General features: G+C 50.2%; 21 protein-coding genes. 1 reads left to right on the forward strand and 20 read right to left on the reverse strand.

From position 1 onward, the window contains the following. The 17 genes from rplF to rpsJ all read right to left on the reverse strand — a co-directional run bounded on the left by rplF (position 1) and on the right by rpsJ (position 7,663). On the reverse strand, positions 1-534 hold the full coding sequence (rplF, locus tag J4685_RS22100; RefSeq protein ID WP_000091939.1) for a 50S ribosomal protein L6: 534 nt from the start codon (positions 532-534) through the stop codon (positions 1-3). Positions 535-546: 12 nt separating this feature from the next. After that, on the reverse strand, positions 547-939 hold the full coding sequence (rpsH, locus tag J4685_RS22105) for a 30S ribosomal protein S8 (protein ID WP_000062611.1): 393 nt from the start codon (positions 937-939) through the stop codon (positions 547-549). Positions 940-972: 33 nt separating this feature from the next. Further along, positions 973-1,278 (reverse strand): 30S ribosomal protein S14, encoded by a 306-nt coding sequence (gene rpsN, locus J4685_RS22110; RefSeq protein ID WP_001118928.1) that lies wholly within the window; start codon positions 1,276-1,278, stop codon positions 973-975. Positions 1,279-1,292: 14 nt separating this feature from the next. Continuing rightward, complete coding sequence (gene rplE / locus J4685_RS22115) at positions 1,293-1,832, reverse strand: 50S ribosomal protein L5 (RefSeq protein WP_001096206.1); 540 nt, start codon at positions 1,830-1,832, stop codon at positions 1,293-1,295. 14 nt (positions 1,833-1,846) lie between these two features. Next, positions 1,847-2,161, reverse strand: a complete 315-nt coding sequence (gene rplX / locus J4685_RS22120; protein WP_000729187.1) for a 50S ribosomal protein L24 — start codon at positions 2,159-2,161, stop codon at positions 1,847-1,849. 10 nt (positions 2,162-2,171) lie between these two features. Then, entirely contained in the window at positions 2,172-2,543 is a 372-nt protein-coding gene (gene rplN, locus J4685_RS22125) for a 50S ribosomal protein L14 (RefSeq protein ID WP_000613954.1), read from the reverse strand. Positions 2,544-2,706: 163 nt separating this feature from the next. Beyond that, the gene (gene rpsQ / locus J4685_RS22130) at positions 2,707-2,961 is read right to left on the reverse strand and encodes a 30S ribosomal protein S17 (protein WP_000130101.1); all 255 of its coding nucleotides are present in this window, start codon (positions 2,959-2,961) and stop codon (positions 2,707-2,709) included. Continuing rightward, the gene (gene rpmC, locus J4685_RS22135; RefSeq protein ID WP_000644742.1) at positions 2,961-3,152 is read right to left on the reverse strand and encodes a 50S ribosomal protein L29; all 192 of its coding nucleotides are present in this window, start codon (positions 3,150-3,152) and stop codon (positions 2,961-2,963) included. Before rpmC ends, rpsQ begins: the two co-directional genes overlap by 1 nt. Further along, positions 3,152-3,562, reverse strand: a complete 411-nt coding sequence (rplP, locus tag J4685_RS22140; RefSeq protein WP_000941208.1) for a 50S ribosomal protein L16 — start codon at positions 3,560-3,562, stop codon at positions 3,152-3,154. Before rplP ends, rpmC begins: the two co-directional genes overlap by 1 nt. Positions 3,563-3,574: 12 nt before the next feature. Further along, entirely contained in the window at positions 3,575-4,276 is a 702-nt protein-coding gene (gene rpsC, locus J4685_RS22145; RefSeq protein WP_000529945.1) for a 30S ribosomal protein S3, read from the reverse strand. Between the two features lie 17 nt (positions 4,277-4,293). Further along, on the reverse strand, positions 4,294-4,626 hold the full coding sequence (rplV, locus tag J4685_RS22150) for a 50S ribosomal protein L22 (RefSeq protein ID WP_000447529.1): 333 nt from the start codon (positions 4,624-4,626) through the stop codon (positions 4,294-4,296). 14 nt (positions 4,627-4,640) lie between these two features. Continuing rightward, a complete protein-coding gene (gene rpsS / locus J4685_RS22155) occupies positions 4,641-4,919 on the reverse strand; it encodes a 30S ribosomal protein S19 (protein ID WP_001138115.1) in 279 nt (92 codons plus the stop codon). Between the two features lie 16 nt (positions 4,920-4,935). After that, on the reverse strand, positions 4,936-5,757 hold the full coding sequence (gene rplB, locus J4685_RS22160; RefSeq protein ID WP_000301869.1) for a 50S ribosomal protein L2: 822 nt from the start codon (positions 5,755-5,757) through the stop codon (positions 4,936-4,938). Positions 5,758-5,774: 17 nt separating this feature from the next. After that, positions 5,775-6,077, reverse strand: a complete 303-nt coding sequence (gene rplW / locus J4685_RS22165) for a 50S ribosomal protein L23 (protein WP_000617546.1) — start codon at positions 6,075-6,077, stop codon at positions 5,775-5,777. Beyond that, the gene (gene rplD, locus J4685_RS22170; RefSeq protein WP_000424395.1) at positions 6,074-6,679 is read right to left on the reverse strand and encodes a 50S ribosomal protein L4; all 606 of its coding nucleotides are present in this window, start codon (positions 6,677-6,679) and stop codon (positions 6,074-6,076) included. Before rplD ends, rplW begins: the two co-directional genes overlap by 4 nt. A gap of 10 nt (positions 6,680-6,689) precedes the next feature. Then, positions 6,690-7,319, reverse strand: coding sequence for a 50S ribosomal protein L3 (rplC, locus tag J4685_RS22175; RefSeq protein ID WP_000579838.1), 630 nt, complete (start codon positions 7,317-7,319; stop codon positions 6,690-6,692). 32 nt (positions 7,320-7,351) lie between these two features. Beyond that, on the reverse strand, positions 7,352-7,663 hold the full coding sequence (gene rpsJ, locus J4685_RS22180; RefSeq protein ID WP_001181005.1) for a 30S ribosomal protein S10: 312 nt from the start codon (positions 7,661-7,663) through the stop codon (positions 7,352-7,354). 379 nt (positions 7,664-8,042) lie between these two features. Between rpsJ and hopD the strand changes: the two genes are divergently transcribed. Then, a complete protein-coding gene (gene hopD / locus J4685_RS22185) occupies positions 8,043-8,510 on the forward strand; it encodes a prepilin peptidase (RefSeq protein WP_000495849.1) in 468 nt (155 codons plus the stop codon). Here the strand turns inward: hopD and bfr are convergent. The 3 genes from bfr to J4685_RS22200 form a co-directional block, all read right to left on the reverse strand. Further along, complete coding sequence (gene bfr, locus J4685_RS22190; RefSeq protein WP_000675530.1) at positions 8,507-8,983, reverse strand: bacterioferritin; 477 nt, start codon at positions 8,981-8,983, stop codon at positions 8,507-8,509. The two genes, hopD and bfr, sit on opposite strands and share 4 nt — an antisense overlap. Positions 8,984-9,055: 72 nt before the next feature. Beyond that, a complete protein-coding gene (gene bfd, locus J4685_RS22195) occupies positions 9,056-9,250 on the reverse strand; it encodes a bacterioferritin-associated ferredoxin (protein WP_000289082.1) in 195 nt (64 codons plus the stop codon). A 184-nt stretch (positions 9,251-9,434) separates the two neighbouring features. Next, positions 9,435-9,844 (reverse strand): EF-Tu/IF-2/RF-3 family GTPase (locus J4685_RS22200; RefSeq protein WP_032206964.1); only part of this gene is annotated, 410 nt, incomplete at its 5' end.

Here is a 9,844-nt window from a genome sequence, read left to right on the forward strand (position 1 = left end):
TTACTTCTTCTTAGCCTCTTTGGTACGCACGACTTCGTCGGCGTAACGAACACCCTTGCCTTTGTAAGGCTCAGGACGACGGTAGGCGCGCAGATCTGCTGCAACCTGGCCGATCACCTGCTTATCAGCGCCTTTCAGCACGATTTCAGTTTGAGTCGGACATTCAGCAGTGATACCTGCCGGCAGCTGATGGTCAACCGGGTGAGAGAAACCTAAAGACAGGTTTACTACATTCCCTTTAACCGCTGCACGATAACCTACACCAACCAGCTGCAGCTTCTTAGTGAAGCCTTCGGTAACACCGATAACCATTGAGTTCAGCAGGGCACGCGCGGTACCAGCCTGTGCCCAACCGTCTGCGTAACCATCACGCGGACCGAAGGTCAGTGCATTATCTGCATGTTTAACTTCAACAGCATCGTTGAGAGTACGAGTCAGCTCGCCGTTTTTACCTTTGATCGTAATAACCTGACCGTTGATTTTGACATCAACGCCGGCAGGAACAACGACCGGTGCTTTAGCAACACGAGACATTTTTTCCTCCGATTAGGCTACGTAGCAGATAATTTCGCCACCAAGACCAGCCTGGCGCGCTGCACGATCAGTCATAACACCTTTAGAGGTAGAAACAACTGCGATACCCAGACCGGCCATAACTTTCGGCAGCTCATCTTTACGTTTGTAGATGCGCAGGCCTGGGCGGCTGACACGCTGAATGCTTTCTACAACAGCTTTACCCTGGAAATACTTAAGAGTCAGTTCCAGTTCCGGCTTGGTGTCGCCTTCAACTTTAAAATCTTCAATAAAACCTTCTTCCTTCAGCACGTTGGCAATTGCCACTTTCAGCTTGGAGGAAGGCATGGTGACCGCAGCTTTGTTCGCGGCCTGACCGTTACGGATACGGGTCAGCATATCCGCGATCGGATCTTGCATGCTCATCTGTCTTTACTCCCGTGATTCAATTGGTGACAATTACCAGCTAGCCTTTTTCAGACCCGGAATTTCACCGCGCATAGCGGCTTCACGGACCTTAATACGGCTCAACCCGAACTTCCGCAGGAAAGCGTGCGGACGACCAGTTTGACGGCAGCGGTTACGCTGACGTGACGGGCTGGAATCACGCGGCAGAGTCTGCAGCTTAAGAACCGCATTCCAACGATCTTCGTCGGTTGCGTCCACATCAGAGATGATCGCTTTCAGTTCAGCGCGTTTCGCGAAGTATTTATCAGCTAAAGCTACGCGTTTTACTTCGCGTGCTTTCATTGATTGCTTAGCCATTTAGTAACCCTACCTTACTTGCGGAACGGGAAGTCAAAGGCAGCCAGCAGAGCACGGCCTTCTTCGTCAGATTTCGCAGTAGTGGTAATGGTAATATCCAAACCACGAACGCGGTCGACTTTATCGTAGTCGATTTCTGGGAAGATGATCTGCTCACGGACACCCATGCTGTAGTTACCACGACCGTCGAATGACTTAGCGGACAAGCCACGGAAGTCACGGATACGAGGAACAGCAATAGTGATCAGGCGCTCAAAGAACTCCCACATGCGTTCGCCACGCAGAGTTACTTTACAGCCGATCGGATAGCCCTGACGGATTTTGAAGCCTGCAACAGATTTGCGTGCTTTGGTGATCAACGGTTTTTGACCGGAGATTGCTGTCAGGTCTGCTGCTGCGTTATCCAGCAGTTTCTTGTCAGCGATCGCTTCACCAACACCCATGTTCAGGGTGATCTTCTCGACCCGAGGGACTTGCATGACAGAATTGTAGTTAAACTCAGTCATGAGTTTGTTAACTACTTCGTCTTTGTAGTAATCATGCAGTTTCGCCATCGTACTACTCCAAATTACTTGATAGTTTCGCTGTTAGACTTGAAGAAACGGACTTTTTTGCCGTCTTCGAATCTAAAGCCTACACGGTCAGCCTTGCCGGTTGCCGTATTGAAGATTGCAACGTTAGAAACCTGAATTGCAGCTTCTTTTTCAACGATGCCGCCCGGTTGGTTCAGAGCCGGAACCGGCTTCTGGTGTTTCTTAACCAGGTTGATACCTTCAACAATGACCTTGCCGGAAGACAGGACATTCTTAACTTTACCGCGTTTACCTTTATCTTTACCGGTTAACACGATAACTTCGTCATCACGACGGATTTTCGCTGCCATGATTCGCTCCTTAGAGTACTTCTGGTGCCAGAGAGATAATTTTCATGAACTTCTCGTTACGAAGTTCACGAGTTACCGGCCCAAAAATACGCGTACCGATAGGCTGCTCGCTGTTATTGTTTAAAATAACGCATGCATTACCATCGAAGCGAATGACAGAACCGTCCGGGCGACGAACACCCTTCTTGGTGCGCACCACTACCGCCTTCAGCACATCACCTTTTTTGACCTTACCACGCGGAATCGCTTCTTTGATGGTGATCTTAATGATGTCGCCTACGCCTGCGTAGCGACGGTGCGAGCCACCCAGAACCTTGATACACATTACGCGACGTGCACCGGAGTTGTCGGCGACGTTCAGCATAGTCTGTTCTTGGATCATTTTAGTGCTCCGCTAATGTCAACTACTACTGAGACCCGAAAATCAGGTCGTTAAAAAAACCCCATATCGAGGGCGCGGCATTATAACACCGCAAATCAGATATGGGTAGAAAAAATAAACGGCCCATCGCTGAGCCGTTTATTCGTTGAGAATGCGTACTGTATTACAGAACCGCTTTCTCTACAACGCGAACCAGAGTCCAGGATTTGGTCTTGGACAGCGGACGGCATTCGCGGATTTCAACCACGTCGCCGATACCGCATTCGTTGTTCTCGTCATGTACGTGCATTTTGGTCGTACGCTTGATGAATTTACCGTAGATCGGGTGTTTCACAAAACGTTCGATAGCAACAACAATGGATTTCTCCATTTTGTCGCTAACCACGCGACCTTGCAGAGTACGGATTTTATCGGTCATTACGCACCCGCCTTCTCAGTCAGTAAAGTCTTAACGCGTGCGACATCACGACGCACTTGCTTCAACAGGTGAGACTGTTGCAGCTGGCCACTTGCAGCCTGCATACGCAGGTTGAACTGCTCACGCAGCAGGTTCAGTAGCTCGGTGTTCAGCTCTTCAACGCTCTTCTCACGCAGCTCTTTTGCTTTCATTACATCACCGTCTTAGTTACAAAGGTGGTTTTAATCGGCAGTTTCGCTGCTGCCAGCTTGAATGCTTCACGGGCCAGCTCTTCCGGTACGCCGTCCATTTCATACAGGACTTTACCCGGCTGAATCAAGGCAACCCAATACTCCACGTTACCTTTACCTTTACCCATACGCACTGCCAGCGGCTTTTCAGTGATCGGTTTGTCCGGGAATACACGGATCCAGATCTTACCTTGACGCTTAACTGCACGGGTCATAGCACGACGTGCTGCTTCGATCTGACGGGCAGTCAGACGACCACGGCCAACAGCTTTCAGGCCGAAGCTGCCGAAGCTAACATCCGCGCCTGCAGCCAGACCACGGTTGCGGCCTTTGTGCATTTTACGGAATTTTGTACGCTTTGGTTGTAACATCAGCGACGCTCCTTATTTACGGCCTTTACGCTGCTGCTTTTTCGGTTGAGCAGCCGGTTTTTCCGGTTGTTCAACAGCAGCCATACCACCCAGGATCTCGCCTTTGAAGATCCACACTTTAACGCCGATTACACCATAAGTGGTGTGCGCTTCAGAGGTGTTGTAGTCGATGTCAGCACGCAGAGTGTGCAGCGGTACGCGACCTTCGCGGTACCATTCGGTACGTGCGATTTCCGCGCCGCCCAGACGGCCGCTAACTTCAACTTTGATACCTTTAGCGCCCAGACGCATGGCGTTCTGTACAGCACGCTTCATCGCACGACGGAACATAACGCGACGTTCCAGCTGAGAAGTGATGCTGTCAGCAACCAGTTTAGCGTCCAGTTCAGGTTTACGAACTTCGGCGATGTTGATCTGTGCAGGAACGCCAGCGATATCCGCTACGACCTTACGCAGTTTTTCTACGTCTTCACCTTTTTTACCGATAACGATACCCGGGCGAGCGGTGTGAATAGTCACACGGATGCTCTTAGCCGGACGCTCGATAACGATACGAGATACAGACGCTTTAGCCAGTTCCTTCGTCAGGTACTGACGTACTTTAAAATCGCTGTCCAGGTTGTCAGCGAATTCTTTGGTGTTCGCAAACCAGGTAGAGTTCCATGGTTTTACAATACCCAGGCGAATACCATTAGGATGTACTTTCTGACCCATTGCTAGTCTCCAGAGTCTCAGCGATCGGACACAACCACAGTGATGTGGCTGGTGCGCTTCAGGATGCGATCTGCACGACCTTTTGCACGCGGCATAATGCGCTTCATGCTCGGGCCTTCGTCTACGAAAATTTTCGTAACTTTCAGATCGTCAATGTCAGCGCCATCGTTGTGTTCAGCGTTAGCAATGGCAGATTCCAGAACTTTCTTGACCAGTACAGCCGCTTTCTTGTTGGTGTAGGTCAGAATATCCAGAGCCTGCGACACTTTCTTACCGCGAATCAGGTCAGCAACAAGGCGAACCTTCTGAGCAGAAGAACGAGCATGGCGATGTTTAGCGATAGTTTCCATCTCTTCCTCCTACCTTATTTCTTCTTCGCTTTTTTATCAGCAGCGTGGCCGCGATAAGTACGAGTCGGTGCGAATTCACCCAGTTTGTGACCGACCATTTCGTCGGAAACAAATACCGGAACGTGCTGACGACCATTATGGACAGCGATGGTCAAACCGATCATGTTAGGAAAGATCGTTGAACGACGGGACCAAGTGCGCAGGGGCTTCTTGTCTCCGCTTTCCACCGCTTTCTCTACCTTCTTCAGCAAGTGCAGGTCAATAAAAGGACCTTTCTTGAGAGAACGTGGCATGGCTTATCCTCTAAAATTATTTGCTACGGCGACGTACGATGAATTTATCAGTACGCTTGTTGCTGCGGGTCTTCTTACCTTTGGTCTGAACGCCCCACGGAGTTACCGGGTGCTTACCAAAGTTACGACCTTCACCACCACCATGTGGGTGGTCTACTGGGTTCATCGCAGTACCGCGAACGGTAGGACGAACGCCACGCCAGCGTGCAGCACCTGCTTTACCCAGAACGCGCAGCATATGCTCAGCATTGCCAACTTCGCCCAGGGTTGCACGGCAGTCTGCTTCGACTTTACGCATTTCACCAGAACGCAGACGCAGGGTGACATAAGCGCCATCGCGAGCAACGATCTGAACGTAAGTACCAGCGGAACGCGCCAGCTGACCGCCTTTACCTGGTTTCATTTCTACGTTATGAACGGTAGAACCAACCGGGATATTGCGCATCGGCAGGGTGTTGCCTGCTTTGATTGCAGCATCAACGCCAGACTGAATCTGGTCGCCAGCTTTCAGGCCTTTCGGGGCCAGGATGTAACGGCGTTCGCCGTCTTTGTACAGAACCAGCGCGATGTTCGCGGAACGGTTCGGATCGTACTCAAGACGTTCAACAACTGCCGGGATACCGTCTTTGTTGCGTTTGAAGTCAACAATACGATAAGCCTGTTTGTGACCACCACCGATATGACGAGTGGTGATACGGCCATTGTTGTTACGACCACCGGATTTGCTGTTTTTTTCAACCAGCGGAGCAAAAGGTTTGCCCTTGTGCAGCTCTGGGTTGACCACTTTAACGACGTGGCGACGACCCGGAGATGTCGGTTTACATTTAACAACTGCCATTGTATTACTCCTCCGACTTACTCAGCGCCGCCGACGAAGTCCAGATTCTGGCCTTCTTTCAGGGTGACGTAAGCTTTTTTCCAGTCGCTACGACGACCGATACGCTGTCCGTGACGTTTAACTTTCCCTTTAACGACCAGGGTGTTAACGACTTCGACTTCGACTTCAAACAGTTTCTGCACAGCAGCTTTGATTTCTGCTTTGGTCGCGTCTTTAGCAACTTTGAGAACGATGGTGTTGGTTTTTTCCATCGCAGTAGACGCTTTTTCAGAAACGTGCGGTGCGCGCAGCACCTTCAGCAGACGTTCTTCACGAATCATGCCAGCATCTCCTCAACTTGCTTAACAGCATCAGCAGTCATTACGACTTTGTCGAAGGCGATCAGGCTAACCGGGTCGATACCAGTCGCATCGCGTACGTCAACCTTGTGCAGGTTACGTGCGGCCAGGAACAGGTTCTCGTCCAGCTCACCGGTGATGATCAGCACATCTTCCAGAGCCATGTCTTTCAGTTTCTGTGCCAGCAGCTTAGTTTTCGGCGCTTCTACAGAGAACTTCTCGACAACGATCAGACGATCCTGACGTACCAGTTCGGACAGGATGCTTTTCAGCGCGCCGCGGTACATCTTCTTGTTAACTTTTTGACTGTGGTCCTGCGGACGAGCAGCGAAGGTCACGCCACCGGAACGCCAGATCGGGCTCTTGATAGAACCTGAACGCGCACGGCCAGTGCCTTTCTGGCGCCACGGTTTTTTACCGGAACCAGTTACTTCAGCACGAGTCTTCTGAGCACGAGTACCCTGACGAGCACCAGCTGCATAAGCAACAACAACCTGGTGAACCAGCGCTTCGTTGAAATCACGACCGAAGGTAGTTTCGGAAACAGTCAGCGCGCTCTGCGCGTCTTTCAATACTAATTCCATTGCTATCCCCTTACGCCTTCACAGCTGGTTTAACGATCAGGTCGCAACCGGTTGCACCCGGAACACCACCCTTAACCAGCAGCAGGTTGCGCTCAGCGTCAACGCGTACTACGTCAAGGCTCTGAACGGTTACACGCTCATTACCCATCTGACCTGCCATTTTCTTGCCTTTGAACACTTTGCCCGGAGTCTGGTTCTGACCGATAGAACCCGGAACGCGGTGAGACAAGGAGTTACCGTGAGTAGCGTCTTGGGTACGGAAGTTCCAGCGCTTAACGGTACCAGCGAAACCTTTACCTTTAGAGGTACCGGTTACGTCAACTTTTTTAACGTCAGCAAACAGTTCAACGCTGATGCTCTGACCTACGGTGTATTCTTCGCCTTCAGCCAGACGGAATTCCCACAGACCACGGCCAGCTTCTACGCCAGCTTTAGCAAAGTGACCCGCTTCCGGCTTGGTGACACGGTTAGCTTTTTTAGCACCCGTAGTAACCTGAACAGCGCGGTAGCCATCGTTAGCCAGGTCTTTAACCTGAGTAACACGGTTTGCTTCAACTTCGATTACGGTTACTGGGATAGAGACGCCATCTTCAGTGAAGATGCGGGTCATACCCACTTTTTTACCGACTAAACCAATCATTGTATCAACCTCTCAATCGCTCGATGACCTGATTAACCCAGGCTGATCTGCACGTCTACACCGGCAGCCAGGTCCAGACGCATCAGAGCATCAACGGTTTTCTCGGTTGGCTCAACGATGTCAACCAGACGCTTGTGAGTGCGAATTTCGTACTGATCGCGCGCATCTTTGTTAACGTGCGGAGAGATCAGAACGGTAAAGCGCTCTTTGCGGGTCGGCAGCGGGATCGGACCGCGAACCTGCGCACCAGTGCGCTTGGCAGTCTCGACGATTTCCGCGGTTGATTGATCGATCAGACGATGATCAAACGCTTTCAGGCGGATACGGATTCTTTGGTTCTGCATGAGACCAGAGCTCCAATTATTTTATAAACGAAAATGATTACTCCTCACACCCATTACGATTGATGGGAGAGTGTAACCGTTCTTACGTAGCTCCCCGATTGGGAGCATTGTTAAATAGCCAAATCGGCTATTCGAGGTTCAAATCGAACCTGCCGTCAATTACGACAAGCCCGCGCATTATACGTAAATCTCAGCCTGACGCAAGTGTCGGATAGAAATTAAGCGCTTTATTCTTATGCGAGCATGATTCCAGATGGTACGCATGGGATGGCGACGCGCATCTTTTCTTTGGAAGGCATCAGGCAAACCTGGCAATACGTCGTTGTCGCTGTCGCATAAATCTATAAAGGTGAGCACAAACCTTGACGAGGATTTGCTTATGTTTGTTGCCCTCCCCTTTCTCATTTTTTATGCGTCGTTCTCTTTATTACTTGGCATATACGACGCGCGTACCGGTCTGCTGCCTGACCGGTTTACCTGTCCATTACTGTGGGGTGGTCTGCTTTATCACCAGATTTGCCTGCCGGAGCGTTTACCGGATGCGCTTTGGGGCGCTATCGCCGGCTATGGCGGATTCGCGTTAATTTACTGGGGCTATCGCCTGCGTTATCAGAAAGAGGGGCTTGGATATGGCGACGTCAAGTACCTTGCTGCCTTAGGGGCGTGGCATTGTTGGGAAACACTGCCGTTACTGGTTTTCCTTGCCGCTATGTTGGCCTGTGGCAGGTTTGGCGTCGCGCTACTGGTGAGAGGTAAATCGGCATTAATAAACCCGCTACCTTTTGGGCCATGGCTGGCGGTGGCGGGTTTCATAACAGGTTGGAAAGTTTTCTTTCCAGACGGTTAATCGGTAACCTTAATTTGTGATTGCAGATAATTTTGCATACCAAGTTTGGCAATCAAATCCAGCTCAGTTTCCAGCCAGTCGATGTGGCCTTCCTCGTCGGCAAGAATTTCAATCATCATATCCCGGCTGACATAATCATGAACGCTATCGGCATAGGCTATTGCCTCACGTAGATCTTTTGCGCCTTCCAGTTCGAGCCGGAGATCCGATCGTAGCATCTCTTCGACATCTTCACCGATGCCCAGCTTGCCCAGATCCTGTAGGTTCGGTATGCCTTCCAGAAATAAAATACGCTCAATATACTTATCGGCGTGTTTCATCTCATCAATGGATTCATGGTACTCAACATCATTAAGCCGGGTCAGCCCCCAGTTTTTGAACATACGGGCATGAAGAAAATACTGATTAATTGCGACAAGCTCATTTCCCAATAGTTTATTGAGATAATTTATGATTTTAACATCACCTTTCATTTTATAGTCCCTCCGCTTCCACTCTCTAGAGCGTAGATGGGGCTACAGGGATGTCAAAAAAAAGAGTGTGACTCAGGCGATCTCTTTAAATTCCGGCATTTGCGTTAACTCATCCTGCATCACTTCTCGCGCGGCGCGAATACACTTACCACATTGATTTCCCACAGGAATAAATTTACGCAACTGTTGAAATGACTGTGGATGAAATTGTCGTACAGCCTGGCGGATTTTTTTATCGCTTATACCATTACACAAACAAACGTACATGATCGCTCCCGTTCAATTTCCGCACAAAGTGTAAATGAGAATGGTTATGATTACAATAGCACAAAGCGATTTACGCCACGGGAGAAGCGTTAAAAAAGGCAAATAAATATAACAGCGGCTAAATAGCAGGCAACAAAAAGGGCGCCGAAGCGCCCTCTTCAATTCAAAACTAATTAACGAGTAATTAGCCCAGAACTTTAGCAACAACGCCCGCGCCAACGGTACGGCCGCCTTCACGGATTGCGAAACGCAGACCGTCGTCCATTGCGATCGGGTGGATCAGGGTAACAACCATTTTGATGTTGTCGCCCGGCATTACCATCTCTACGCCTTCCGGCAGTTCGATGGTGCCAGTCACGTCAGTAGTACGGAAGTAGAACTGCGGACGGTAGCCTTTGAAGAACGGAGTATGACGGCCGCCTTCATCTTTGGACAGAATGTACACTTCAGATTCGAACTTGGTGTGTGGCTTGATGGTGCCCGGCTTAGCCAGTACCTGACCACGTTCGATTTCTTCACGTTTGATACCACGCAGCAGAACACCTACGTTCTCACCGGCACGGCCTTCGTCCAGCAGTTTGCGGAACATTTCAA

The sequence above is a fragment of the Salmonella sp. 32100201201700099SM genome (assembly GCF_017572645.1).
Taxonomy (GTDB): Bacteria; Pseudomonadota; Gammaproteobacteria; order Enterobacterales; family Enterobacteriaceae; genus Salmonella; species Salmonella enterica.

What these genes read in the sequence shown, in the direction of transcription:
- rplF (WP_000091939.1), bottom strand. Translation starts at nt 534, where the DNA reads ATGTCTCGTGTTGCTAAAGCACCGGTCGTTGTTCCTGCCGGCGTTGAT.
- rpsH (WP_000062611.1), bottom strand. Translation starts at nt 939, where the DNA reads ATGAGCATGCAAGATCCGATCGCGGATATGCTGACCCGTATCCGTAAC.
- rpsN (WP_001118928.1), bottom strand. Translation starts at nt 1,278, where the DNA reads ATGGCTAAGCAATCAATGAAAGCACGCGAAGTAAAACGCGTAGCTTTA.
- rplE (WP_001096206.1), bottom strand. Translation starts at nt 1,832, where the DNA reads ATGGCGAAACTGCATGATTACTACAAAGACGAAGTAGTTAACAAACTC.
- rplX (WP_000729187.1), bottom strand. Translation starts at nt 2,161, where the DNA reads ATGGCAGCGAAAATCCGTCGTGATGACGAAGTTATCGTGTTAACCGGT.
- rplN (WP_000613954.1), bottom strand. Translation starts at nt 2,543, where the DNA reads ATGATCCAAGAACAGACTATGCTGAACGTCGCCGACAACTCCGGTGCA.
- rpsQ (WP_000130101.1), bottom strand. Translation starts at nt 2,961, where the DNA reads ATGACCGATAAAATCCGTACTCTGCAAGGTCGCGTGGTTAGCGACAAA.
- rpmC (WP_000644742.1), bottom strand. Translation starts at nt 3,152, where the DNA reads ATGAAAGCAAAAGAGCTGCGTGAGAAGAGCGTTGAAGAGCTGAACACC.
- rplP (WP_000941208.1), bottom strand. Translation starts at nt 3,562, where the DNA reads ATGTTACAACCAAAGCGTACAAAATTCCGTAAAATGCACAAAGGCCGC.
- rpsC (WP_000529945.1), bottom strand. Translation starts at nt 4,276, where the DNA reads ATGGGTCAGAAAGTACATCCTAATGGTATTCGCCTGGGTATTGTAAAA.
- rplV (WP_000447529.1), bottom strand. Translation starts at nt 4,626, where the DNA reads ATGGAAACTATCGCTAAACATCGCCATGCTCGTTCTTCTGCTCAGAAG.
- rpsS (WP_001138115.1), bottom strand. Translation starts at nt 4,919, where the DNA reads ATGCCACGTTCTCTCAAGAAAGGTCCTTTTATTGACCTGCACTTGCTG.
- rplB (WP_000301869.1), bottom strand. Translation starts at nt 5,757, where the DNA reads ATGGCAGTTGTTAAATGTAAACCGACATCTCCGGGTCGTCGCCACGTC.
- rplW (WP_000617546.1), bottom strand. Translation starts at nt 6,077, where the DNA reads ATGATTCGTGAAGAACGTCTGCTGAAGGTGCTGCGCGCACCGCACGTT.
- rplD (WP_000424395.1), bottom strand. Translation starts at nt 6,679, where the DNA reads ATGGAATTAGTATTGAAAGACGCGCAGAGCGCGCTGACTGTTTCCGAA.
- rplC (WP_000579838.1), bottom strand. Translation starts at nt 7,319, where the DNA reads ATGATTGGTTTAGTCGGTAAAAAAGTGGGTATGACCCGCATCTTCACT.
- rpsJ (WP_001181005.1), bottom strand. Translation starts at nt 7,663, where the DNA reads ATGCAGAACCAAAGAATCCGTATCCGCCTGAAAGCGTTTGATCATCGT.
- hopD (WP_000495849.1), top strand. Translation starts at nt 8,043, where the DNA reads ATGTTTGTTGCCCTCCCCTTTCTCATTTTTTATGCGTCGTTCTCTTTA.
- bfr (WP_000675530.1), bottom strand. Translation starts at nt 8,983, where the DNA reads ATGAAAGGTGATGTTAAAATCATAAATTATCTCAATAAACTATTGGGA.
- bfd (WP_000289082.1), bottom strand. Translation starts at nt 9,250, where the DNA reads ATGTACGTTTGTTTGTGTAATGGTATAAGCGATAAAAAAATCCGCCAG.